Origin of the sequence: Marinobacter shengliensis (assembly GCF_003007715.1) — a bacterium.
Taxonomy (GTDB): Bacteria; Pseudomonadota; Gammaproteobacteria; order Pseudomonadales; family Oleiphilaceae; genus Marinobacter; species Marinobacter shengliensis.
This window is the reverse complement of sequence record NZ_PXNO01000027.1, coordinates 227932-252550: the sequence shown is the minus strand read 5'-3', so window position 1 is coordinate 252550 and position 24619 is coordinate 227932. Positions and strand designations below refer to the sequence as shown.

Below are 24619 nucleotides of genomic sequence, written 5' to 3'. Positions count from 1 at the left end.
TTAGTAAGCGGTGGATTCCGCGGCTTTCTCTACGTCGGCAGCCTGGTGCCTGCCTTTCGAAGCCCGTTCCAGGGCCTCGGCTACTTCCGGCGGCATATAGGTCTCATCGTGCTTGGCCAGCACCTGGTCAGCAACAAACCGGCCTTCCGCGTTGAGTCGCCCCATGGCAACAACGCCCTGACCTTCGGCAAACAGATCCGGCAGGATACCCACATACTCCATGGCCACGGAGGCGGAGTAATCAGTTACCCGGAATTCCACCTTCAGGCTCTCCGGATCACGCACCACGCTGCCCTCTTCGACCATGCCGCCAGCCCGTATGCGAACATCCACCGGCGCCTTGCCATCGGCGATTTCACTGGGGTCGTAGAACAGATTGATATTCTGACGCAAAGCATAGGTAGTCAGGCCAACGGCAATGGCAAGCCCGGCCACCAGGAACAGCACAATGGTCAGTCGCTTTTTACGAATCGGATGCATGAATTACCTGCTCTTCAGTCTTGGGGAATTTCAACTCGGGTAAAGCTTGCCGCTGCTTTGCCCGTTGCCTTGGCAGATGCCCGGCTTTCTGTGTCATGTCTGCGCTGGCAATCTTCCAGGGCCGATTGATTTCGTTTCACCGACCAGATCATCAAGCCGGCAAGCAGAACGGCAAAGACCGCATAACATACCCATACGTAGGGTCCGTGGCCTTCCATCGCAATAAATGCTGAGAACGAATCAAACGCCATCGGTCATTTCCTTCCTGCCAGTACCATGTCTTTTACCCACCGGGTTCTCTGCTCGCGGATCAGAATCTCGGTCTTCATCCGGATACAGGCCAACCAGCCAAACAGCAGGTACAGCCCCAGAACGGAAAGCAACAAAGGCACCCACATTTCCATGGGCATGGAGGGCTTTTCGGTCAGCTTGAAAGTGGCGGGCTGATGGAGCGTATTCCACCAGTCTACGGAGTATTTGATAATCGGGATATTCACTACCCCCACCAGGACCAGGACGGCGACGGCGCGGGCGGCAGATTTTTCATCGTTGATCGCCCGGTCCAGGGCAATGACACCACCATAAAGGAACAGCAGTATCAGCATCGAGGTGAGCCTTGCATCCCACACCCACCAGGTTCCCCAGGTTGGCTTACCCCAAACCGCGCCGGTAAACAGGGACAGAAAGGTAAAGATCAGGCCAACCGGAGCAATGGCTTTGACAAACACATCCGCCAGCTTCATGCGCCAGACCAGGGTCACGACAGCCGCGACCGCCATGGAAATGTAGATGGACTGAGCCAGGAATGCACTGGGCACATGGATGAAGATAATCCGGTAGCTATTGCCCTGCAGGTAATCCTTGGGTGCAAACGCCAGGCCCCAAACCAGCCCCGCTGCCAGCAGGAGCAAGCCACCGGCCAGAAGCCAGGGCATAAACCGGGTCGCAATCCCGAAGAACCACTTGGGGGAACCCAATTTGTGAAACCATTGCCACATCAGTTGGTCACCGTCTTACTGTTCATTTTGCCAGCGGGCGTGCCCCGGGGCGTTTAACTGTTGGACATGCTGATCCGCAACGCTGCCGCGGACGCGAACGGGGCCAGTGTCAGGGCCAGCACCAGAAATGCCCCCATCAGGGCCAGGTAGCCGGCCACCGGCGCACCCTCAGCCGCTGCCGCCACCGTGCCGGTACCGAAAATCAGCACGGGAATGTACAGCGGAATAATCAGTAATGACAAGAGCACGCCCGCAGAGCGTAGCCCCAGCGTCAACGCTGCACCAATGGAGCCGATCAGGCTGAGTACCGGCGTGCCGATCAGCAGCGTTAGACATAGAATTGCAACAGAGTTCCCGTCCAGATGCACCATAACGCCCAGAACCGGGGTCAGCACCACCAATGGCAGCCCGGTGAGCATCCAGTGCGCCAGTGTTTTTGCCAGGATAAGCAGGAACAGGGGCTGTGGCTGCAATACGAGCTGCTCCAGGGTGCCGTCATCAAAGTCGTGCCGGAACAGATGATCAAGGGACAGCAACACCGACAACAACGCTGCCACCCAGAGAATGCCCGCCCCAGACTGTTTCAGAAATCCTATCTCGGGGCTGACACCCAGGGGAAACAGGGTGACAACCATGACGAAAAACAAAAGAGGATTAAGCAAATCCTGCCGCTGCCGGAATGCGACCCGGACATCACGAGCAAATACCGCCACCATGGCACTGAGCGGCCCGACGCCCTGTTCCACCGGTTTTATCAAAGGGTGAGCCGAGCTATTCATCACACTGCCCCCCGCCCAAGGTAATACGCCCCATCCCCTCAACCTGAAGGTCATGGTGGGTGGTGACCAGAATGGCGCCGCCCTCTGCCGCTCGTTGCTTGAGCAGGGTTTCAATGGCCTGAACGCCATCCGCGTCGATGGCAGTAAATACTTCGTCCAGCAACCACAGGGGTTCGTCGGCAATCAGCAACCGGGCCAGCGCGACCCGCCGCTGCTGGCCTGCCGAGAGGTTGCGACAGGGAACATGTTCATACCCCGCCAGGCCAGTGCCGGCCAGGGCCTGGGCCAACACCTCGTCATTGACCGGGCGGCGTCCCGCCATCAGTGCCCGCAGGTTTTCCATCGGTGTCAGCAATGGTTTGATACCAGGCCGATGGCCCAGGTACAGGGTGTTTCGGTGAAACGACTCGCGATCATGCCCCCGGGGTTGCCCGCACCACAGAATGTCTCCAGACCAGGCATCGTTCAAACCCGCGAGAATACGTAACAGAGTGGTTTTACCTGAGCCATTGGGGCCCTCGACACGGGTGAGCGTACCGGGCACTATGGAGAAAGACAGGTTTTGGAACAACAGGCGCTCATCCCGTTCACACTCGAGATCAACCGCCTGTAGTAACGGCTCGGACATCGTGGCCCCGTTTCAGGACGAAGGATGCGCAGCAGGCATCGGGTGCATGGATGAAGGTCACGCAGGTACCAACATGAAATCACGGCATTCACAGCCAGCGCGGCGTATTATAACGAAAGCGTTACCGGAATACTCTTGCCCGACATCAAATCCATGACAATGAAGCTGAACGGCGGACAACCTCCAGTCAAAACACCGGACGCGCCTGCGGCCCGGAGCTCATCCGGGCAGGCTACCCCTGAACTTCGGGACGGTGCAACGTCTGTGCCCCGGGCAGACCCGCTCAAATCTGCACAGCAGCAGCTAATGCAACTCCGGCTCAGCAATAATGAAACCGCCCTGGCCCGTGTGGCCGACATTATTCAACAGAAAGGTGGTGGCCATGAACTGCTTCTGGAGTTGCGTGGTCGTGCCCTGGCGGTCTCGACCGGCCCGGATTCCGCGGGCCTGTCCGCGGGCGATCTGATCAAGGTGATGCGGGCCGGCAACGAGCTGCGACTGCTTGGCAAACTGGCCCCGGGGCCAGATGCCAGTATTGCGCGGGCACTGGCCCAGAGGCTGCCCTGGCAACAGAATTTGCAGGCCGGGCTCGGGCAACTGCTGCAAAGCCTGACCAGTGGATTGAAGCCTGGGCTACAGCCTGGCCAACCACCGGCCGGGAATGCCACCCAGCCCTTGCCTGCCCTGGCCCAGCAACAACTGCAGAACCTGCTTGCCAGCCTACCCCGCTCGGATGCCCTGGCACCCGGCGTGGGCAAGACCGATGGTATTGCCCAACAGGTCCGGCAATGGCTAACCGAAAGTGGTGTTTTCGCAGAATCCAGGTTGTTGCATTCCAGCCAGGCCCAGGGTTGGCCGACCGATCTGAAGCTGGCCCTGGCTCGGGTTGCAGGTGCACTCCTGGCTGCACAGGGCCAGGGGCCCGAACACTTCAATCGGCTGACCCCCCTTGCCAGTCACGACCTGGTTCAATCCCCTCTGCAATTCCCGAATTTCACTGCTTCTTCATCATCCAGCACGGCCGAACCTATATCGGTGGCACAGGCCCTGCGCCTGCTGGCCGGCATGCTGAACCGGATTACCGTCAATCAACTCCATAGCCAGGTGCTTACTGCCAGGGCCGGTGCCGAACCCGGCACACCCATCAACACGCTACTGATCGAATTGCCCTGGCTGACGCCGCAGCAGGAACCACGAATGGCTCAACTGCGGCTGGAACAGTACGAAAGGGACGAGGAGTCTGCCAGAACCACCGGTCATGCCACTGTCAGTGAATGGCGACTGGCGCTTTCCATGGATCTGGACGAAGCCGGGCCGCTTCACTTCGACGTTTCTTTCCGGTATCCATCCGTCAGTGCACAGGTGTGGGCAGAGAAGCAGAGCACCCTGCGCCAGGTACACGAAGAACTGCCGCTGCTTCGGCAGAGCCTGACCGACCTGGGGCTAGAGGTAAAAGACCTGGATTGCCGGCGCGGCAGCCCCCAGCGTACACAAACCCGACTGGAACACCGACTGGTGGACACCAAGGCATGAAGAACAAACAGACTGACACGGCCATACCGGCAGCCGTCGCCCTGAAATACGAAGGCGAACGGGCACCGGTTATCGCAGCAACCGGGACCTGGGAACTGGCGGAAGAGATTATCCGCATCGCCAGGGAGCACGACGTGCCGCTGTATGAAAATGCCGAGTTGGCCAGCATTCTCGCCAGACTGTCGTTGAACGAGGAAATCCCGGAAGAGCTTTACCGGGTGATTGCGGAAATACTCGCTTTCGCGTTTCACATTCGGGGCCGGACGCCCGGAGACGCCCGGCCAACCGAGGGCAGCGCTTCAGTTGATCAGTGAGCGAAGGGCCCAGGCCTGCTGCCAGTGATCCCCTTTGCGGGGCGCCACTGCGGTCTCGAAATAGTGCTTCAGGCGCCGCCGGTCTTCCGGCTGATCCTTGAGTGCAGAACCAATGATGTGGTGCATCAGGTGCTCCACAGTCATGGCTCCGCCACCGTAGTACCAGGCGTTCAGACTGGCCGCGTGGGCCACCGAGACAGCTTCGGCGGTTGAAAGGGCGGCGCCAGCCAGGCGGTCGGTGCTTCGTCCATCCAGGGTCTGGCCGTTGCGCAATTCGTGAAACAGCGTCACCAACACCTCAACCACTGGCTCATCCAGCGCCACCTCGACACCGGCACGCCGATTCGCCTTGGCTACCTCACGAAGGACGACGTCCATTTCATCAGCCAGGTAGCGGATAGGCCGAATTTCTTCGAAATCCATCCGGCGCTTGAGGGCGGCACTCATGCTATGCACACCCTCATCGATGCTGTTCGAGGTCGCCACCAGATTGAACCCTTCCCGGGCCAGGATGACCCCTTCCTCCCCGGCCAGTTCCGGAATCACCACAACCCGGTCAGACAATACCGACAGTATGGCGTCCTGCAACGCCTGGGGGCAGCGGGCTATCTCTTCGAAGCGAACCAGGCGCCCTTCCATCATGCCCCGTAGCAGTGGTGTTGGCACCAGGGCGTTCAGGGTGGGTCCTTCACTGTGCAGAATCGCTTCGTTCCAGCTGTACAAGAGCTGGCTAACCTGGCTGATGGCGCCGCCCTGAAGTGTCAACGTGGAGTTGCCAGAGATGGCTGCCGCCAACAGCTCAGACAGCCAGGACTTGGCCGTTCCCGGCTCACCAACCAGCAAACAACCACGGCTGGTGCACAGGGAAATAATAATACGGACCACGACACCACGATCGGCAACGAACTTGCGCTCGATGCCAAGCGTCTCATCGCCCAGCAGGAACTTTTCCACCCCACGGGGAGACATTTGCCAGCCAGGCGGAATCGGGCCCGGATCCATCGCGATCAGTTTTTCGAGCTCTTCCCGATAGGTCACCTCGGCCGGTTCCCGCTGGGCCGAACGGGCAGCTTGTTTGTTCTGTTTCATCCGATACTCCTGCGACCGCCGCGAACTTCCGGTGCCATCCGCTCTCTCGGTATGATGCGAGGCAACTCAGACAACGGGATGATCCCCTCAATAACGTGATCCAGCGCGCTGTCCCGCATGGTTACCAGACCGGCATCCAGTGCCCGCCAACGCAGCTCACCGATCGGTGGCTGGCTGGAGATGGCGTTCCGGATATCGGATTCCACCTCCATATACTCAATAATGGCCACCCGCCCCTGGGTGCCACGGCCGTTGCATTTGTCGCAGCCTTTGCCCTCGAAACAGCGGAAGTCCGCAGGGGCGCCATCCGGGAACACCTCGGCCATAATGGCAGGGTCCGGTTTGGCCGGTTTGCGACAATGTTTGCAGATGCGCTTGGCCAGACGCTGCGCAATCACCGCCAGCAGCTCACCGGCGATGGAGTTGGGGTGAACCCCGAGATCGTACAGGCGCTGGAGTGAATCCACGGCGTCGTTACAATGCAGTGTCGACAGCACCACGTGCCCGGTCTGGGAAGCCCGGATAGCTTCCAGAGCCGTCTCCTGGTCCCGGATTTCGCCCACCAGAATGACATCCGGATCTTCCCGCACGAAGGCTCGCATGGCATCAGCAAAGCTGAAACCAATGTCCGCACGCACGCGGGTTTGCTGGATGTTCTCAATGGAATACTCGATGGGATCTTCCACCGTGATCACCTTACGGCGGCCGTCATCGGCAAGGGTCTGCAAGCCGGCATACAGGGTTGTGGATTTACCCGAACCAGTCGGGCCGACCACCAGCACCAGGCCTGCCGGGTTATCCAGCAACCGTTGGTAGCGGCTGCCAATAGCGGGAGACATGCCGAGCTCGGCGATGGTCATGGCCCGCCCGGTCTGGGGCAATAACCGGATGATGGCATTTTCGCCATGCAACGATGGCTGGGTCTGGATTCTGAGATCGTACGAGGTATCTCCCAGCTGCAGGCGGGAGCGCCCGCCCTGGGGCAAACGGTGTTCGGCAATATTGAGTTCGGCCCGCAGTTTGATCACGTTGATCACACCCCGGATTTCACGGGCAGATAACTGATACTGCGGCAAGTCGCGCAACTCTCCATCCACCCGTAACCGGATTCGAACCCGGTTTTCGTAATGCTCAATGTGAATGTCGCTGGCTTTCTCACTGACCGCGTCCAGCAGGATGGCCTCATACACCGAAACCAGATAGGGGCTGATATTCCGGTTGTTACCCTTATCCTCACCCAGCAAGTCCCGGGAGCGTTCATTCTCGTTTTCCGGAACGGTCTTGCCGTGCTCTGCGACAAACCGGCTGCCTTTGACGGTCAGATCCAGTGCTGACCAGATTCTTCGGAAATCGGTAGGCGTGACCAGCAGGCACGTGATCCTGTGCCTGGGTGTCAGGCGCTCGAGTTGATCGGTGTGGGCGTCAGGGTCATCGGTGACCACGGTCAGGCTACCGTCTTCCTCTGCCACCGGGATCATCCGGGAAAGATCGAGGAAGGTACGGGAGAACCGTCTGAACAGCTCGGTTTGCAGGCTACCAAGCACTTCGTCAGCATCTGTAAAGGTCATTCCCCGCTGTTGGGCCAGGGACCGGTAAAGATCAATCTCTTCCAGGTTCAGCTTGCGCCGGACCACATCCAGAATGCGTTCGTTCTTCCCGGCCGCTTCCGCCCGGGCCTGCGCCAGAACCGCTTCGTCCACAATCCCCAGATCAATCAGGATCTGTTCGGCATTGCGATTGAAATCCACCCAACCCAGGGTTCGAACCCGCTCAATTCGGGTGCCACTGCGCTGAAACATGGCCAGGCTCGGCACCGGGCCCGCCCGGCCTTCCAGGCACACCAGTTTTCCGCCATCCCGCAAAACGGTCACCATCGCCGCCGGCTCGGGAATAAAGGTGGTGCACAGGATCAGGTCACATAGCTCGTCGGTTGGTATCCCATTACCCGCGTCAGCAACCAGCACCTCGACGTTGTGCTTACCTCCGAGGGTAAAACGCTCTCTGGCCTTCTCGGCAACGACCGGATTACGATCAACGTAAAGAACACGGTAGGCAAGTTCAGCGAGCACGGCGGTGAGATAGCCCGACCCGCCGCCAATGTGCATGACCACGTGGTCAGGCTCTATTTCCGGGCAAAGTGCCAGCAGATGTTCAACGGTTTCTTCTTTGGGAATGGAATGGCCAGTAATCGAGGGGCCAATATCAACACCGGAGACGAACGCCCGCCGGTCTACAGCATTGAGAGCCTCGGCGGCTCTCGGGTAGAGTTTCTTCATTCAGCAGCGCCTGTGACAGCTTTGGATCAGGCCGCCTGACGTTTCTTCAGTGCTGACACCAGTTCGGCCTCGGGGCGGGATATTCCGCACGTATTCATAAGATCGTCGATATCTGCACCAAGATCAACCAGGCGCGCTGCTTCGTCGTAGGAAATTCTCAGTGGGTCGTTCTGGCGCATTTCATCCAGGGCATTACGCAATTCGTGCAGTTGCCGTTCGCAGGCCACCAGGCGCTGGCCGACGCCCATGCTGCCGCTGGTCGTAGCGTGCAATTCACGGCCCAGGGTGTCGCATCGCTGTTTTGTTGAAGCCCGCAATGCGCTGATCTGACGCCCGTGGATGACACCCTGAACCAGGACCAGGCCAATCGCGACTGCAGTCAGGCCCCAGGGGAGCCAGGAAGGAATGGTATAACTCATGACAGACGTCTCCCTTGTGTGTCACCACGGAAGACGTCCATCGGGAGCGCTGGAAGGAGAGGCCCTTACAGCGATGCGATTTCAGCCCACTCGTGGTCTGACAACATTTTGTCGAACTCGACGAGAATAATCAGCTCGCCATTCTTGTTGCACACGCCCTGGATAAACTTGGCACTTTCCTCGTTACCCACGTTCGGTGCAGTTTCAATTTCACTGGCCTTGAGATAGACCACCTCCGCCACTGAATCCACCAGAATACCCATGACCTGGCTGGAGGATTCCATCACTACAATTCGCGTGGCATCCGTCACTTCTGCGTCCGCCAGGCCGAAGCGCCGACGGGTGTCAATAACCGTAACCACGTTGCCCCGCAGGTTGATGATGCCCAGCACGTAATCCGGGGCACCCGGTACCGGAGCAATCTCGGTATACCGAAGTACTTCCTGGATCTGCATCACGTTGATGCCGTAGGTCTCATCATCCAGGCGGAAGGTCACGTACTGCAGTACCTGATCATCCTGGGCCTGATTTACTTGTCCGCTCGGGGATGCCATAGCGCTCTCTCCTTCTCGGCTGCCCGGCGGGCAACCTGATCGTCAAAAATTCATCATCAGTGCCCAATACTATAGTTAAGGGCACAAACCGTGCCAGCCTTGCACGGTTTCTTTCAGTAACCAATCTGTACAGTTTCCGCCTGTACGCGGTCACCTCAACTCAACTCAGATCCAGATGGTGCTCCCGCTCGGCTCTCACCAACAGATGCGCCATGGTTCTGACATCAATCAACGCGCACATGTGATCAATCACGGTTCCAGCCAGCCAGGGCCGCTTGCTACGCGCGGTGCGCCAGCGAACCTCATCTGGCTTGAGGGTGAACGATTGGGCAACATCGTCACAGGCCAGGCCCCAATCGCTGTCATCCAGACGGATCACAAACCGATAATTATCACGGGCACCGGCAGGAACCCGCCCAGCCATAATCCATTCTGCGGTGTCGACCACCCGCAGATTATGGTCACGATCCGGGCGAATGCCCATGTACCACCGGGGGCTGCCGGGAATGGGCCGGATTTCTTCTTCAATCCGATGAATGGCACCAAGCAGGACCAGGGGTACCGCAAGCTGCAGGCCCGCCACCGTAAAAATCAGGCACTCAAACGGCCCATGGGACCACTCTGGCCGGGTCGGCGGTTCCGTGCTGGCTGGCACCGGCTCCGGGGTGGTTGCCACTGCGACCTCCGGCTGCCGAACCTCTTGCACCTGAGGCAGCACAACCTCAGCGGACACCGGCGGTGCGGGCGGCGCCTTCTCGATAACCGGGGCAGGCTCCCGTTTCACTATCTCGGCCGTTTTTTCCCGGACTCTGGCTATGGTTTCGGTCTTGGGTTCCGGCGCAGGCTGAACCTTTTCGGGTTCTTGCACCTGGGCACTGCTGGTTGCCGTGTGCAGAAGTTCGTCGAGGTAGCTGGCGATCGCCGCATCAGGCGTGGCCAGCTGTGCCATTTTTTTGTCAGCCATGCCGCCGCTCCTTCGCGGTAGCGGTTAACGCCAGAACATCGTCAAGCAGGTGCCGGTAGGCTCGAACGCCATGGGTGTCTGCATCCAGTGCCGATGGAATAACACCGGCCTGGCTGGCATCCCGGAACTTGGTGTCCACCGGAATGGCAAAACGCCAGAGCTTATCGCCGTAGGTTTTACGCAACAGATTCAGGCTCTTCACTGAGGCCTGGGTACGGCGATCGTAGAGCGTGGGCACAATGGTGTACGCCAATTCGTTCTTCTGGGAACGCATGATCATTTGCAAGGTGTGCAGCATGCGCTCCAGGCCCTTGATCGCCAGGAACTCGGTCTGTACCGGAATGATCAGGTGCTGGGCCGCCGCCAGGGCATTGACCATCAACACGCCCAACGACGGGGTGTTGTCCAGTATCACGTAGTCAAAGTCATCCCAGAGTTGCGCCAGGGCCCGGGAAACAATCAACCCCATCCCCTCCACGCCAATCATCCGTCGCTCAAGGGTGGCCAGGGCTGTGCTGGCCGGCAGCAACGACAGATTCGGACAACTGGTCTCGGTAATCAGCTGGGCAGGCAAGCCATCCGGCACCTTGCCCTGGTGCTGGAACAGATCGAAGACGCTATGTGCCAGCGAATCGGGGTCATACCCGAACCAGCTGGTCAGAGAGCCATGGGGGTCCAGGTCGACCACCAGCACGCGTTTGCCGCGTTCGGCCAACAACCCGCCCAGGGCTACCACCGAGGTTGTCTTACCTACACCACCTTTTTGATTGGCTACAGCCCAGATTCGCACTCTTGTCACTCCAGTTTGGCTATGCCCGACGGAAATACCGGCCGCTATTGACCATATCGGCACGCGGGCCCGAAACTTGACTGTCCGCTGTCCGTTTTACGCGGCAAGCCTTTGCCGATCCGGATGATAAAAAGACTGTAATACAGGAAGCGTGCCAGTTCGGCCATACGCATCTGCCACCGGCAGATTAGCGAACGGCACCACGAATACTGGCGTCTCGGGAAATCAGAAGCACAACCCGGCGATTACGGCGCCGCCCTTCCTCGGTGTCGTTTCTCGCTACCGGCTGGTACTGGCCGTAACCCACCGCCGCCAGACGTTCGGGCTCTACACCTTCCATCATCAACATACGAGCCACGGCCGATGCCCTGGCGCTGGAAAGCTCCCAATTGGATGGAAACCGGCTGGTTCTGATTGGCTGGTTATCGGTAAACCCCTCCACCTTGATGGCATTATCCCGGTTGCGAAGCACCGTCGCGATCTTCTCGATCACCTGGAACGCGTCATAGTGAGGTTCGGCGTCGCCACTACTGAACAGCATGCTGTTTGGCAGGTTGAGTTCCAACCACTGTTCATTGGTTTCCAGGCTGACCACGCCCTGGCTGATCAGTTCATCAAACTCCATAGTCAGTTGATCTGCCATGGTTCTGAGGGCTTGTGTGCGGCTTTCGGCATCCAGTTGAGGATTGCGCGGCGCCTCGGTGACCGGCGGGGGAATAACGTCTTCTGGTGAACTGGTCTGGGCCCGCAGTGGCTGGTCGCCCACCTGGACAGGCTGCACCGAGCGCTGGGGGGCGTTAAACACGCCTGTCAGGGTTTCGGACAGAACTTTGTATTTACCCTCGTTAACGGAAGACACCGAGTACATGACAACAAAAAAAGCGAACAGAAGCGTGATGAAATCCGCATAGGAGATCAGCCAACGCTCCTTGTTGTGCAGGTCATCCTGGGGTTGTCTGCGCCGACGCATAGGCTAGTCCGTCCTGATTACTGCAGGAAGCCCCGCAGCCTCAGTTCAATGGATTTCGGGTTCTCACCCTCAGCGATGGCGATGATGCCATCGATCATCATGTCTTCGTAGCGGGTACGTTCCTTGACGATACTTCGCAACTTGTTGGCGACAGGGAAAAACAGCAGGTTGGCCAGGGCCACGCCGTAGATGGTGGCTACAAACGCGGTGGCAATGCCGCTACCCAGAGACTGCGGGTCTTCAAGGTTGGTCATCACCTGAATCAGGCCCATGACCGCCCCAATGATACCGATCGTCGGCGAATAACCACCCATGGCTTCATAGATACGCGCCGCCTCAAGATCCCGCTGCTCACGGGATTCCAGATCCACTTCCATAATGCTGCGGATGGCTTCCGGCTCAGCGCCATCAACCAGCAATTGCAGCCCCTTGCGGGCAAATTTCTCCGGCTCCCGCTCTGCCAGGCCTTCAAGGCCCAGCAAACCCTGCTTACGAGCCTTGACGCTCCAGTCGATAACCTTGCCAATACCATCTTCCAGGCTGATATAGGGCGGTACGAATACCCAGCGAATCTGCGTCATGGCCCGCTTGAGCATGGGCCAGGAGGTTTGCAGAATGGTGGCCGCCAGTGTGCCCCCAACCACAATCAGCCCGGCGGGCCCGTTGAACAGGGACCCGACCGCACCACCTTCCAGCAGGTTGCCACCCAGGATGGCTACAAACGCAAGGATGATACCCAGCAGGCTCAGAATATCCATCAGCTCACGCCTTCAACCAGCCGGGGGCCAACTTCATCAAGCGGCAGGATTTCGTCACTCAATCCGGCCTTGGCAACGGCCATGGGCATGCCGTAGATGACCGAGGATTTCTCATCCTGGGACCAGACCACTGAGCCAGACTGCTTCATCATCCGGCAGCCTTCCTTACCGTCTGCTCCCATTCCCGTCAGGATGACGCCCAGGGTTTTCCCCGGGAAGCTTCGGGCGAGAGAACCGAAAGTGACATCCACACAGGGTTTGTAATTCAGCCGTTCGTCACCCGGCAGGATCCTGACTCTCGCCTGACCGCCACGATTTTCGATCATCATCTGCTTGCCGCCAGGCGCCAACAAGGCATGGCCAGGCTTCAGGATATCGCCATCTTCGGCCTGCTTGACCTGAATACGGCAAAGTTTGTTCAGGCGCTCGGCAAAAGCCGGGGTAAAGCTGGCAGGCATGTGCTGAACCAGCACAATGGGAGCCGGGAAAGAGGCCGGCAGCGCGGTCAAGACCTTCTGTAACGCCACCGGTCCTCCCGTGGAAGTGCCAATTGCAACCACGCTGTAATGTCTTGGTGCGGCTTTCCGGGAGGGCCGTCTTGGAGTTTCCGGCTCGCGGGTCGGCTCTGGCTGGACTGGGGCCGGGGCTGAGCGGTCGCGGGTTACCGGTCTGGCGGGCCGCTCTGGAGGCTGCGGGGCAGCCGGGCGCGTAACCCCGGGACGCGGAGCTGCCGGGCGTGCAGCCGGGGCCGCAGAACGACCGCTGGGCTTGCTGCCTGCCACGTCAAGAATCCGATCGATGAGGATTTTCTGAAGTTGGCTGGTATCCCGGGCAATTTCCTCGAAGTTCTTGGGCAGGAAGTCCACTGCCCCGGCTTCCAGGGCATCCAGAGTAACCCGCGCACCCTCATACGTCAGAGATGAGAACATCAACACTGGGGTCGGGTGCTTTTTCATGATTTCACGAACCGCCGAAATACCATCCATCACGGGCATTTCGTAGTCCATGGTAATCACATCAGGGCGCAGCTTTTCAGCCAGCTCCACCCCTTCACGGCCATTGGTTGCCGCACCAACAACCTCGATTTGCCCCGAGGCCGTGAGGATTTCCGTCAGCCGTTTGCGAAAGAACCCTGAATCATCAACGACCAGGACAGAAACTGTCATCCATTTCTCCTAAACAATCCTGCATGTTATCTGCCCCGGGACCGCTAACCGTAATGTTGAAGAAGGCTGGGTACGTCAATAATCAGGGCAATGCGGCCGTCACCGGTGATGGTGGCCCCGGCCATACCGGGCGTACCCTGTAACGCCCGCCCCAGGGGCTTGATCACCACCTCTTCCTGGCCGATCAGCTGGTCCACCACAAACCCGACCTGCTTTGTACCCATGGCCACAATCACCACATGGGCGTTTTCCGGCTCTTTCTGGCCAGCCGCGCCATGTACCAGCCAGCGCTTGATGTGGAACAACGGGAATACCTTGTCACGCACCACAATGCATTCCCGGCCATCGACGATGTTCGTTTTCGACAGATCCAGATGGAAAATTTCAACCACGTTCACCAGGGGCAAGGCAAAAGACTGATCGCCCAGCATGATCATCAGCGTAGGCATGATCGCCAGGGTGAGCGGCACCTTGATAATAATGCTGGTGCCCTTGCCCTGTTCAGACACGATGTTGATCTGGCCGTTAAGTTGGCCGATCTTGGTTTTCACCACGTCCATGCCCACGCCTCGGCCAGAAACATCGGATATCTGTTCCTTGGTCGAGAAACCGGCGGCAAAAATCAGGTTAAAACACTCGTTATCAGTCAGTCGATCTGCGGCGTCCTGGTCGTACAGTCCTTTCTCCACCGCTTTTCGGCGCAGAACATCAGGGTTCATACCCGCGCCATCGTCAGAGATGGAAAGCAGGATATGATCCCCCTCCTGTTCCGCAGACAGGGTCACAGTGCCTGCCCGGGGCTTACCGGCCTTTTCCCGCACCTCTGGCATTTCAATGCCATGATCAACGGAGTTTCTGACCAGGTGAACCAGCGGGTCGGACAGCGCTTCGACCAGGTTCTTGTCCAGGTCGGTTTCTTCCCCGTGCATCACCAGGTTGATTTCTTTCTTCAGCCCTCGGGCCAGGTCTCGTACCACCCGTGGGAAGCGCCCGAATACCTTTTTGATCGGTTGCATGCGGGTCTGCATGACCGCCGCCTGCAAATCGGTGGTCACCACGTCGAGGTTGGCGACCGCCTTGTGCATATGTTCATCTTCGCTCTCGGAGCCCAGGCGCTGCAGGCGATTACGGACCAGTACCAGCTCACCCACCATATTCATGATGTCGTCAAGGCGCTTGGTATCCACCCGCACGGTGGTCTCGGCTGCGGGCGCCGCATCTCTTGCCGGGGCGGAGGGGGCTGCCGGCTTGGCTTCCTGCCTGGCGGGTTCCGGCTGTTTTGGTTCCGGCTTCTTTGGCTCAGGCTTGGCCGCAGGCTCAGGTTTGGTCTCCGCTGCGGGGGCCGCACCAGGGCTCTTGCCTTTGCCATGCAGCTCATCCAGCAGGTTTTCAAACTCGTCATCGGTGATCAGATCATCGCCAGTGGATGATTTTGCCGGCTCTTCTGGTTCCGGCTCCGGCGGGGTGTCGTTATCAACAACCGGGGGGCCAGCAAACTGGCCTTTACCATGCAACTGGTCCAGCAGGGCTTCAAATTCGTCGTCGGTGATCTCGTCGCCGTCTGACCCGGCGTCGTTGGCGGAGGTGTTTTCCGGTGCGGCCGCCGGCTGTTGCTCTGCACCTTTTTCATCGGCCAGGGCATCCAGCAGTTGCTCAAACTCTTCGTCGGTAATATCGCCGGAATCATTGCCCGCACCGGCGGCAGGTTCGGGTTCTGGCGTTGCCGGTGCCGGCGCTGCCGTGTCGCCTTCCGGCTTGGCAAGTTCATCCAGCGCAGCGATCAATTCGTCCGGAGCCGGAGTCGGCTCTTCACGGTTACGAACCTGATCAAACATGGCGTTGACGTGGTCCAGAGCTTCCAGCACCACGTCCATCAATTCGGATGTGACCTTGCGCTTGTGGTTACGGAGGATATCGAACACATTTTCCGCAGAGTGACAGCAGTTGACCAGCGCTTCGAGCTGCAGGAACCCGGCACCGCCCTTGACCGTGTGGAAACCACGGAAGATGGCGTTGAGCAGGTTGCTGTCATCCGGATGCTGCTCAAGATCTACCAGCTGCTCGGACAGCTTTTCGAGAATCTCGCCGGCTTCAACCAGGAAGTCCTGCAGGATCTCTTCGTCGGCATCAAACGCCATGCGTCACCCTCTATAATCGTTCAGAAACCGAGACTGGATAACAGGTCATCAACGTCGTCCTGCCCCGAAACTACATCATCACGCTCCTCAGCCTTGATCTGAGGCCCTACCCCTTTTTCGGCCGATTCTTCTTTTTCTTCAATCTGGTGCACGGTGCCGGTGAGCTGGTCCACGTGGCTGGCCATCACCACCAGGCCAAGCAGGTTCTCTTCGACTTCTTTCACAAGAGCCGTGACTTTCTGGATAACCTGCCCGGTAAGATCCTGGAAGTCCTGGGCCAGAAGGATTTCTGACAGGTTGCTGTACAGGGTATCGGAATCTGTGGCCAGGCCCGCAAAGAAGCGATCAATGCGGCCGTACAGCTCCCGGAATTCTGCCGGCTCCATTTCCCGACGGCGCAACCGCTGCCATTCGTCTCGCAGGGCGGTCGCTTCGTCGCGCATGGTATGCGCCACCGGCATGCTTTCTTCGACCAGGTCCATGGTGCGATTGGCCGCCTGGCTGGTCATCTGGACAACGTAGGCCAGCCGATCCGAGGCATCGGACATCTTGGACAGGGCTTCTTTCTGCTCGGCACTGCGGGCGTCTATCTGAAAATTCCGGATAGCCTCGTGCAGGCTCCGGGTCAACCGCCCCACTTCCCGATAGAGGCTCTGGTCGCGAACTTCACTAAGCTCGTTGATCACCGACATCGCACGGGCGTAATCGCCGGAACTGATGCATTCGGCCAGTTCGGAGCTTTGCTGCTGGAGCTTTTCGGTTACCTCCGGGTCGAGGCCCTGATGGTTCTCGTTCTTGTCAGTCATGACAGCCATCCGACCTCTGGTTACTGGATTCGCTCGAAGATCTTCTCAATCTTTTCCTTGAGAACGGCAGCGGTAAACGGTTTGACGACGTACCCGTTAACGCCGGCCTGCGCCGCCGCCACAATCTGGTCACGCTTGGCCTCCGCGGTTACCATCAGCACCGGCAGATTCTTCAGGTTCTCGTCTGCCCGCACCGCCTTGAGCAGATCAAAACCCGACATGCCAGGCATGTTCCAGTCGGTCACCAGGAAGTCGTACTTGCCGCTCCTGAGCATGGGCAATGCAGTGTTGCCATCGTCCGCTTCATCCGTATTGGTGAAGCCAAGATCGCGCAGCAGATTCTTGATGATTCGCCGCATTGTGGAAAAGTCATCCACAATGAGAATTTTCATGTTTTTGTCCAATGGGACCTCCAGTCAGTAACACCCGGATTTCATTAAGCCTTTTGAAAGTCTAGCAGGCCGCTGCTTTAACCGCTTATTGTGTGGTGTTTGGCCGCGTTGTAAAGCGCCGGTTACCAAAATCTACACAGTTACGCGCCGCGCGGTCAGCGCCGGCCCGGTTTATTCTGGCTCGTCTTCCCGCCAATCGGACAACCGCCCCCTGAGACGAAGGGCCGCCTGGCTATGAATCTGGCTGACCCGGCTCTCGCTGACGCCCAGCACCGCGCCGATTTCCTTCAGGTTGAGCTCTTCCTGGTAGTAGAGGCTCAACACCAGCTTTTCTCGCTCAGGAAGCTCTTCGATTGCCTCTGCCAGGCTTTTCTGGAATGCATTTGATGAAATGCCATCCAGGGGATTATCGCTGGCCTCTGTTTCTTCTATCGGCAGCTCCCCGGATTCATTGAGCTCATCAAGGCTAAAAAGTCGGCCACTGTTGGCGTCTGCCAGGGACGCATGATATTCCGACAGGTCAATGCCCAGCTCTTCGGCAACATCGACATCCTGGGCCTCGCGCCCGGTGCGGTCTTCCACGGTTTTGATGGCTGCCGCGATACGGCGGGCATTGCGATGAACAGAGCGGGGAACCCAGTCGCCCTTGCGGATTTCATCCACCATGGCACCGCGGATACGAATGCCTGCGTAGGTTTCAAAGGTGGCACCCTTGCCGGTTGAGTATCGTTGCGCAGCTTCCAGCAGGCCAATCATGCCGGCCTGCATGAGATCTTCAAGCTGAACCGAGGCCGGCAAACGGGCCATCAGATGAAGGGCGATTTTCTTGACCAGCGGCGCATGCTCCTCAATCAGCTGAGAGGGGCCTTTTGCGCCAGCCTGATGGTAGATTCCCAGGTTTTTCGCCAATGTCATGTATCCGGTTTTCTTATAGGACTGGATTCAGATCAGACTTCGACGAGCCGCTCCACGAAAAACTCCAGATGCCCTCTTGGCGATGATGGCAGCGGCCAGCTGTCCACTTTCTCTGCCAGGGCACGGATCGCCAGCGACGCCTTAGCCCGTGGATAGGCATCCAGAACGGCCCGCTGCCGCTGAACGGCTTTTTTGACGGCTTCGTCGTAAGGCACGATACCTACATATTGTAGTGCTACATCAAGGAAACGCTCGGTGACACGGGTCAGTTTTTCATACAGATGCCGGCCTTCCTGCTCATTTCGCACCTGATTCGCCAGAATACGGAAACGGTTGGTGCCGTAGTCGCGATTCATCAGTTTGATCAGGGCATAGGCATCGGTAATGGAGGTAGGCTCATCGCACACCACCAGCAGCAATTCCTGGGAGGCCCGCAGGAAACTGACGACCGACTCGGAAATACCGGCTGCTGTGTCAACAATCAGCACATCAATCTGGTCACCCAGCTCGCTGAAGGCGTTGATCAGCCCTGCATGTTCCATCGGGCTCAACTGGGTCATACGCTGGGTGCCGGACGATGCGGGGACAATCTTGATACCACCCGGGCCGTTGACCAGAACGTCCTTGAGGTCGCACTCGCCACTGAGCACATCCTGCAGATTGCGATTGGCGGTAATGCCCAACAGCACGTCGATATTGGCAAGGCCAAGGTCTGCATCCAGCAACACCACCCGCCGGCCTTTCTGGGCCAGCGCGATACCGAGGTTGACGGACACATTACTCTTGCCGACACCGCCCTTGCCGCCGGTAACCGCAATCACCTGAACCGGATGTGGTCTGCTCATACTGTTATCAGTCTCTTACTGCGTTCTTGTGTGGGCACAAACGGCAGCGCACCGGCTGTACCACCGGGCCTCAGGCCCCTTCTGCAACGGCCTGGCCGTGCTGCATTGTTTTCAGGCGTTCTACGCCCAACCGCACCAGAGGAATGGCCTCTGCCCGGTGCAGGTCTTCGGGAATCTTCTGGCCATCGGTATACCATGCCACTGGCAGGCCGGTTTCCATGACAAAGCCCAAAGACTCACCCAGTGTCAGCGCTTCGTCAATCTTGGTCATGACGCAGCCTGCAAGGTTTGCCATCTTATAGCAATGCCACACGGATTTCATGATGCGCGGCTGGCTGGTGGCAGACACGACCAGATGGGTACGGATATTGTGATCGCTCCGGGCCAACTCCGCCAGCTGTTCCTGATAACCGCGATCCGAGCTGGTCAGCCCGGCAGTATCAATCAGAACCAGGTGCCGGTCTGACAATTCGTCCAGAATGTCATCCAGGGAATGACTCTCGTCCACAACCCGGACCGGAACATTGAGAATACGGCCAAACACAAACAGCTGTTCATGGGCTGCCACCCGGTAGCGATCGGTGGTGACCAACGCCAGGGAATCCGGCCCATGCTCCAGTACATATTGGGCTGCCAGCTTGCCAATGGTGGTGGTCTTCCCAGACCCGGTTGGCCCCACCAGCGCATAGACGCCGCCGGCCTCAAGCCAGTCTTCCCGAGCGGTACGTACGCCGGTGGCCAGCATCTTCAGGGATTGCTTCCAACCGTCTTCCAACCTGCCGGCGCGATGCTGACGAGACAGCGAGGTTGCCAGCTCCGCACCCAGACCAAATTCCTGCAGCCGCTCTGCAAGCCTCTGCTGAACCGCATTGGATGCCGCGACTGCAGGCTTCTCGGGTACCGAGGTACGGCCGCCGACCATCTCTCTCAGGGAGTTGATTTCCGCTCTCATGCTCGCCAACTCATCCGAGTAGCCCGCCTCTGGTCGGCCACCCGCATTGCCCACCGAGGTCGATCCACCAGCCAACTCACCTGACCCGTCGGCAGCCGGCCGGTCATCAGCCAGTGCACGATCATATTCCGCGCCGACACCCGCCCGCTTCTCCCGCACTTCGCGAATGCGACTGCGCGATCGGTTCAACTCTTCTTCCAACCGACGATGCTGGTCTGCCTGCAGCTCCGCCAGGCGCGAGCCGTTGGTGGCCTGTGCCGCTTTCTCGCCAAGGCGCTGGCGTGCCATATTTTCGTCATAGTCCAGGGCCGTCACAATTTCGACGCCTCCGTCCACCCGGCGATTGGACAAAATAACGGCATCCGGCCCCATCTCATGACTGACCTGTTTCAGGGCTTCGGCCATGGTCTTTGCAAAAAACCGTTGTACTTTCATAGCGTCTCATCCTCCACCGGCGTGCCCGAATCGGGTGTTCGCCTTGCCCTGCCGGCCTTACTGGCCAACTGAGGCGACTATCGTTATCTGTTTGTTATCCGGAATTTCCTGGTACGAGAGCACATGCAAACGCTCTACCCCATAACTGGCAAACTTTGCCAGCACTGGCCGCAAGGGCCCGGAAACCAGAAGAATCGCCGGCTTGCCCAGCATTTCCTGGCGCTGAACACTGTCCTGAAGAGACCGCTGCAGCTTTTCCACCATGTTGGGCTCAAGCACCAGGCCAATATCTTCCTGTCCGCCGGATTGTTGACTCTGCTGAACAGACTTAAGCAATAACTGTTCCAGATCGGGATCCAGAGTGATCACCGGAATCTCGGCATCGTTGCCACAGATGCTCTGAACGATCATTCGGCGAAGCGCCTGGCGAGCCAGGGTGGTCAACAGTTTCGGGTCCTGGCTTCTGGGGTGCACGTTAACAATGGCCTCGGCAATGGAGCGCATATCCCTGACCGGCACTTCTTCCCGGAGCAGGTTCTGCAGTACCCGCAGCAGGACGCTCACGGAAATCGTCGTAGGCACCAGCTCCTCCGCCAGTTTCGGAGCCATTTTCTCCAACTGGTCCAGCCACTTCTGGGCCTCTTCATGACCGATAAGTTCATGGGCGTGCTTTTGCAGAATCTGGTTAAGGTGGGTAGCCACCACCGTGCTGGCATCCACCACGGTATAGCCCAGGGTCTGGGCCTGGTCTTTCTTGTCTGGCTCAATCCAGATGGCATCCAGGCCAAAGGCCGGATCTTTGCCTGCAATGCCTTCCACCTTGCCAAACACCTGGCCCGGATCAATGGCCAGCTCACGTTCCGGGTGAATCTCCGCCTCGGCAATGGTCACCCCCATCAGGGTAATGCGGTAGACGTTTGGCATCAGGTCCAGATTGTCCCGAATGTGCACTGACGGCATCAGGAAACCCAGATCCTGAGACAGTTTTTTCCGAACCCCCTTGATGCGACTGAGCAGCTGCCCGCCCTGGGATTTATCGACCAGAGGAATCAGCCGGTAGCCCACTTCCAGACCAACTATGTCAACGGTCGCCACATCATCCCAGCCCAGCTCCCGGGTTTCACCGGGCGCCGGCAGCGCCTGTCCTTCTGCGCCGGACCGATCCTGAACCACCTCGCCACCGGCACGGGGCGCTCCACCAGCCATGCCGCCACGACCGGCGTAAACGCCCTCTTCTTCCACAGTCTGGCTTTGCTTTTTCCAGATCAGCCAGGCCGCACCGGCGGCAAGGCTGCCCAATCCCAGGAAGGCAACATGGGGCATGCCCGGAATCAGACCCAGGATAATCAGGATGACTGCGGCAATACCGATGGCCTTGGGCGCGTTGAACATCTGATGAATGATCTGCCCGCCCATGTCCTGGCTGGCCGTTACCCGCGTTACCATGATGGCAGCGGAAGTAGACAGCAACAGTGATGGAATCTGGGCAACCAGGCCGTCACCAATGGTCAGCAGCGCGTACCGCTGCATCGCCAGGCCAAAGTCCAGGCCATGCTGGAGCATGCCGATCGAGATACCACCAATGATATTGATCGCAAGAATCAGCAACCCCGCAATGGCATCGCCCTTTACAAACTTGGACGCACCATCCATGGATCCATAGAAATCGGCTTCCTGGGCAATCTCCGAACGGCGGCTTTTGGCCTCGTCCTGGTTGATCAGGCCCGCGTTCAAATCCGCATCAATGGCCATCTGTTTGCCGGGCATGGCGTCCAGGGTAAAACGGGCACTGACTTCCGACACCCGGCCGGCACCCTTGGTGACTACCAGGAAGTTGATGATCATCAGGATGGCAAACACCACCAGACCAACCGCATAGTTCCCGCCAATCAGAACCTCACCGAACGATTCGATCACCTTACCGGCAGCATCACCACCTTCGTGACCGTTGAGCAGGACAATCCGGGTAGAGGCAACGTTCAACCCCAGGCGCAGGAGCGTGGCAACCAGCAGTACCGTCGGGAACGACGCGAACTCCATCGGCCGAAGCGCGTACACACACACCAGCAGAATGACGATGGACAAGGTGATGTTGAAGGTAAAGAACACGTCCAGCAGGAAGGCCGGCATGGGCAGGATCATCATGCCCAACAAGCCCATAAGCATCAGTGGAATACCGATACTGCCCCGCGTCAGGGTTTTGACGTTACTCAGAACTAACGCTCTGTCCATGCTGGATACTTCTCCGCTCTGCCGTGCTTTTCAGAACTGTCAGGGTCGAAAATCTGACGCGGCGCGCCAATCTGGGAGAGTTATCGCAAGAACCGTACCAGGCCTTACAGTTTTTGATATTTACCGCACGACCAGCGCCTGACGCGGGCGCCCAGATACGGTATCCTTGCGCCATTTATTGCATCCGAAATCAAGCCCGAACATTCGAACACACAGGTGACCCCAATGCCGATCCACGAAGTGAAGCACCCCCTGATCCGCCATAAACTCGGCCTGATGCGCCGCGCCGACATCAGCACCAAGAATTTTCGTGAACTGGCACAGGAAGTTGGCGCACTTCTGACCTACGAGGCGACCAAAGACTTCAACCTGCAGGAAAAAACCATTGATGGCTGGGCCGGGCCGGTGACCGTGGAACAGATTCACGGCAAGAAAGTCACCATCGTGCCGATTCTGCGCGCTGGCCTGGGCATGCTCGACGGCGTGCTGAGCCTGATCCCGGTGGCACGAGTGAGCGTAGTGGGCCAGATCCGCAACGAAGACACCCTGGAAGCTGAAACCTACCTGGAAAAATTGGTGGGCGAGCTGGACCAGCGCATGGCCCTTATCATCGATCCGATGCTGGCCACCGGTGGCTCCATGATCTCAACCATCGACCTGCTCAAGAAAGCCGGCAGCACCGAAATTCGGGCCCTGGTGCTGGTGGCCGCGCCGGAAGGCGTCGAGAAAGTGCTGGAAAAACACCCGGACGTTTCCATCTACACCGCTTCTGTTGATGAGCGACTGAACGAGAAAGGCTACATCCTGCCTGGCCTGGGTGATGCCGGTGACAAAATCTTCGGCACCAAGCAGAAGGACGTCTGAGCATGCAGGAACACACCCATGAACCCGTATGGAAGCAGGCACTAGCCGGCTCCCAGATGCTCCTGGTCGCCTTCGGCGCCCTGGTATTAATGCCCCTGATCACCGGGCTGGACCCCAACGTGGCGCTGTTTACCGCCGGCGTCGGCACCCTGATTTTCCACGTGGTCACCGGCGGCCAGATCCCCATTTTCCTGGCCTCATCCTTTGCCTTCATCGCGCCGATCATCGCCGCCAAGGGCCGCTTCGGGCTGGAGGAAACTCTTGGTGGCCTGATGGCGGCGGGCATCCTGTACATCATCCTGGCCGGCGCCGTGCGGGCACGGGGCACGGGCTTTGTCACCCGCCTGCTGCCGCCCGTGGTCATCGCCCCGGTGATTATGACCATCGGCCTGGGACTGGCATCTGTGGCGGTGCATATGGCCTCTGGCCGCACCGGAGACGGCGCCGCCGAACTGGTGCCCTACAACACCGCCATCGTCATCGCCATGATCTCCCTGGCCGTCACCATCGTCATGTCGGTCTGGGCCAAGGGCATCTTCCGGCTGATCCCAATCATGTTTGGCGTTATCGTTGGCTACACCCTGTCCTGGTTCGCCGGCATTGTAGACATTACCCCGGTCCAGGAAGCCCCCTGGTTTGCCGTCCCCAACTTCGTCGCCCCCGCCTTCAGCTGGGGCGCCATCCTGTTCATGATCCCGGTCGCCATTGCCCCGGCCATCGAACACATCGGTGACGTACTGGCCATCGGCAACGTCACCCGCAAAAACTACCTGCAAAAACCCGGTTTGCACCGCACTCTGCTGGGCGACGGCCTGGCCACCAGCGCCGCCTCCATGCTCGGTGGACCGCCCAACACCACTTACTCAGAAGTCACCGGCGCCGTGATGCTGACCCGAAACTTCAACCCGAAAGTGATGTGGTGGGCCGCCGGTACGGCCATCGTCCTGGCCTTTGTCGGCAAGTTCGGCGCAGCCCTGCAGACCATCCCGGTTCCGGTTATGGGCGGCATCCTGTGCCTGCTGTTCGGCTCCATCGCCGTGGTCGGCCTGAACACCCTGATCCGCCACCAGGTAGACCTGTCCCAGTCCCGTAACCTGGTGATCGTTGGCGTAACCCTGGTGTTCGGTATCGGCAACATGGTGATTGGAACGCTGGAAGGTATTGCTCTGTGCGCGGTTGTCGCGATCGCCTTGAACCTGATCCTGCCAGGCGAGAAAGAAGCCTGGGGTAAGCGGATTCAGGAGCCCAAGGCTTAGTAGATGAATGTGGTCAGGTCGACATTGAATTCGGCCTGACCTCTCCACCAATAGCTGTCAGATTTC

Annotated in this window: 25 protein-coding genes; 4 read left to right on the top strand and 21 right to left on the bottom strand. The window is 58.8% G+C overall.

The annotated features are described in order from the left end of the window. Genes ccmE through ccmA form a run of 5 tightly spaced genes read right to left on the bottom strand, consistent with a single transcriptional unit; the run spans position 1 to position 2885 of the window. Positions 1 to 480 (bottom strand): cytochrome c maturation protein CcmE, encoded by a 480-nt coding sequence (gene ccmE / locus C7H10_RS14345; RefSeq protein ID WP_106695422.1) that lies wholly within the window; start codon positions 478 to 480, stop codon positions 1 to 3. Positions 481 to 494: 14 nt separating this feature from the next. Next, positions 495 to 731, bottom strand: a complete 237-nt coding sequence (gene ccmD, locus C7H10_RS14340; RefSeq protein ID WP_106695421.1) for a heme exporter protein CcmD — start codon at positions 729 to 731, stop codon at positions 495 to 497. Positions 732 to 734: 3 nt separating this feature from the next. Next, positions 735 to 1478, bottom strand: coding sequence for a heme ABC transporter permease CcmC (ccmC, locus tag C7H10_RS14335; RefSeq protein ID WP_106695420.1), 744 nt, complete (start codon positions 1476 to 1478; stop codon positions 735 to 737). A 53-nt stretch (positions 1479 to 1531) separates the two neighbouring features. Further along, positions 1532 to 2257, bottom strand: coding sequence for a heme exporter protein CcmB (gene ccmB / locus C7H10_RS14330; RefSeq protein WP_072677645.1), 726 nt, complete (start codon positions 2255 to 2257; stop codon positions 1532 to 1534). After that, positions 2250 to 2885, bottom strand: a complete 636-nt coding sequence (ccmA, locus tag C7H10_RS14325) for a cytochrome c biogenesis heme-transporting ATPase CcmA (protein ID WP_106695419.1) — start codon at positions 2883 to 2885, stop codon at positions 2250 to 2252. Before ccmA ends, ccmB begins: the two co-directional genes overlap by 8 nt. A 135-nt stretch (positions 2886 to 3020) precedes the next feature. Here ccmA and fliK point away from each other — a divergent pair, with 135 nt between their 5' ends. Both fliK and C7H10_RS14315 read left to right on the top strand, forming a co-directional pair. Further along, the gene (gene fliK, locus C7H10_RS14320) at positions 3021 to 4418 is read left to right on the top strand and encodes a flagellar hook-length control protein FliK (protein ID WP_244178290.1); all 1398 of its coding nucleotides are present in this window, start codon (positions 3021 to 3023) and stop codon (positions 4416 to 4418) included. Then, complete coding sequence (locus tag C7H10_RS14315) at positions 4415 to 4732, top strand: EscU/YscU/HrcU family type III secretion system export apparatus switch protein (protein WP_106695418.1); 318 nt, start codon at positions 4415 to 4417, stop codon at positions 4730 to 4732. Before fliK ends, C7H10_RS14315 begins: the two co-directional genes overlap by 4 nt. On the opposite strand, the gene C7H10_RS14310 is transcribed toward C7H10_RS14315, so the two are convergent. The 16 genes from C7H10_RS14310 to flhA all read right to left on the bottom strand — a co-directional run bounded on the left by C7H10_RS14310 (position 4718) and on the right by flhA (position 22433). Next, positions 4718 to 5821 (bottom strand): ATP-binding protein, encoded by a 1104-nt coding sequence (locus C7H10_RS14310; RefSeq protein ID WP_106695417.1) that lies wholly within the window; start codon positions 5819 to 5821, stop codon positions 4718 to 4720. The genes C7H10_RS14315 and C7H10_RS14310 overlap by 15 nt on opposite strands. Beyond that, positions 5818 to 8097 carry an ATPase, T2SS/T4P/T4SS family gene (locus tag C7H10_RS14305; RefSeq protein WP_106695416.1) on the bottom strand — a complete coding sequence of 760 codons (2280 nt, stop codon included), beginning with the start codon at positions 8095 to 8097 and terminating at the stop codon, positions 5818 to 5820. The genes C7H10_RS14310 and C7H10_RS14305 overlap by 4 nt, the downstream gene beginning before the upstream one ends. A 26-nt stretch (positions 8098 to 8123) precedes the next feature. Continuing rightward, positions 8124 to 8516, bottom strand: coding sequence for a DUF2802 domain-containing protein (locus C7H10_RS14300; RefSeq protein ID WP_061331825.1), 393 nt, complete (start codon positions 8514 to 8516; stop codon positions 8124 to 8126). Between the two features lie 65 nt (positions 8517 to 8581). Continuing rightward, positions 8582 to 9070, bottom strand: a complete 489-nt coding sequence (locus C7H10_RS14295) for a chemotaxis protein CheW (RefSeq protein ID WP_072677648.1) — start codon at positions 9068 to 9070, stop codon at positions 8582 to 8584. A gap of 160 nt (positions 9071 to 9230) precedes the next feature. After that, positions 9231 to 10034: a chemotaxis protein CheW gene (locus C7H10_RS14290; RefSeq protein ID WP_106695415.1), complete on the bottom strand. Its 804-nt coding sequence runs from the start codon at positions 10032 to 10034 to the stop codon at positions 9231 to 9233. Beyond that, on the bottom strand, positions 10027 to 10824 hold the full coding sequence (locus tag C7H10_RS14285; protein WP_072677650.1) for a ParA family protein: 798 nt from the start codon (positions 10822 to 10824) through the stop codon (positions 10027 to 10029). Before C7H10_RS14285 ends, C7H10_RS14290 begins: the two co-directional genes overlap by 8 nt. 187 nt (positions 10825 to 11011) lie before the next feature. Then, a complete protein-coding gene (gene motD, locus C7H10_RS14280; protein WP_072677651.1) occupies positions 11012 to 11794 on the bottom strand; it encodes a flagellar motor protein MotD in 783 nt (260 codons plus the stop codon). A gap of 17 nt (positions 11795 to 11811) precedes the next feature. Next, positions 11812 to 12552: a flagellar motor protein gene (locus tag C7H10_RS14275; RefSeq protein ID WP_058090151.1), complete on the bottom strand. Its 741-nt coding sequence runs from the start codon at positions 12550 to 12552 to the stop codon at positions 11812 to 11814. Further along, positions 12552 to 13718 carry a protein-glutamate methylesterase/protein-glutamine glutaminase gene (locus C7H10_RS14270; RefSeq protein ID WP_106695414.1) on the bottom strand — a complete coding sequence of 389 codons (1167 nt, stop codon included), beginning with the start codon at positions 13716 to 13718 and terminating at the stop codon, positions 12552 to 12554. Before C7H10_RS14270 ends, C7H10_RS14275 begins: the two co-directional genes overlap by 1 nt. A 44-nt stretch (positions 13719 to 13762) precedes the next feature. Beyond that, positions 13763 to 15856, bottom strand: coding sequence for a chemotaxis protein CheA (locus C7H10_RS14265; protein ID WP_106695413.1), 2094 nt, complete (start codon positions 15854 to 15856; stop codon positions 13763 to 13765). A 20-nt stretch (positions 15857 to 15876) separates the two neighbouring features. Further along, complete coding sequence (locus C7H10_RS14260; protein WP_106696002.1) at positions 15877 to 16662, bottom strand: protein phosphatase CheZ; 786 nt, start codon at positions 16660 to 16662, stop codon at positions 15877 to 15879. A gap of 20 nt (positions 16663 to 16682) precedes the next feature. After that, the gene (gene cheY / locus C7H10_RS14255; protein WP_011785448.1) at positions 16683 to 17066 is read right to left on the bottom strand and encodes a chemotaxis response regulator CheY; all 384 of its coding nucleotides are present in this window, start codon (positions 17064 to 17066) and stop codon (positions 16683 to 16685) included. A gap of 159 nt (positions 17067 to 17225) precedes the next feature. Continuing rightward, on the bottom strand, positions 17226 to 17969 hold the full coding sequence (locus C7H10_RS14250) for an RNA polymerase sigma factor FliA (RefSeq protein ID WP_106695412.1): 744 nt from the start codon (positions 17967 to 17969) through the stop codon (positions 17226 to 17228). 32 nt (positions 17970 to 18001) lie between these two features. Then, positions 18002 to 18814, bottom strand: a complete 813-nt coding sequence (locus C7H10_RS14245) for a MinD/ParA family protein (RefSeq protein WP_058090155.1) — start codon at positions 18812 to 18814, stop codon at positions 18002 to 18004. Between the two features lie 70 nt (positions 18815 to 18884). Next, positions 18885 to 20201 carry a flagellar biosynthesis GTPase FlhF gene (flhF, locus tag C7H10_RS14240; protein WP_106695411.1) on the bottom strand — a complete coding sequence of 439 codons (1317 nt, stop codon included), beginning with the start codon at positions 20199 to 20201 and terminating at the stop codon, positions 18885 to 18887. A gap of 57 nt (positions 20202 to 20258) precedes the next feature. Beyond that, positions 20259 to 22433 carry a flagellar biosynthesis protein FlhA gene (gene flhA / locus C7H10_RS14235; protein WP_106695410.1) on the bottom strand — a complete coding sequence of 725 codons (2175 nt, stop codon included), beginning with the start codon at positions 22431 to 22433 and terminating at the stop codon, positions 20259 to 20261. Positions 22434 to 22658: 225 nt separating this feature from the next. Between flhA and upp the strand changes: the two genes are divergently transcribed. Continuing rightward, positions 22659 to 23297 carry a uracil phosphoribosyltransferase gene (gene upp / locus C7H10_RS14230; RefSeq protein WP_106695409.1) on the top strand — a complete coding sequence of 213 codons (639 nt, stop codon included), beginning with the start codon at positions 22659 to 22661 and terminating at the stop codon, positions 23295 to 23297. Positions 23298 to 23299: 2 nt separating this feature from the next. Beyond that, a complete protein-coding gene (locus C7H10_RS14225; RefSeq protein WP_106695408.1) occupies positions 23300 to 24553 on the top strand; it encodes a uracil-xanthine permease family protein in 1254 nt (417 codons plus the stop codon). Positions 24554 to 24619: the final 66 nt, after the last annotated feature.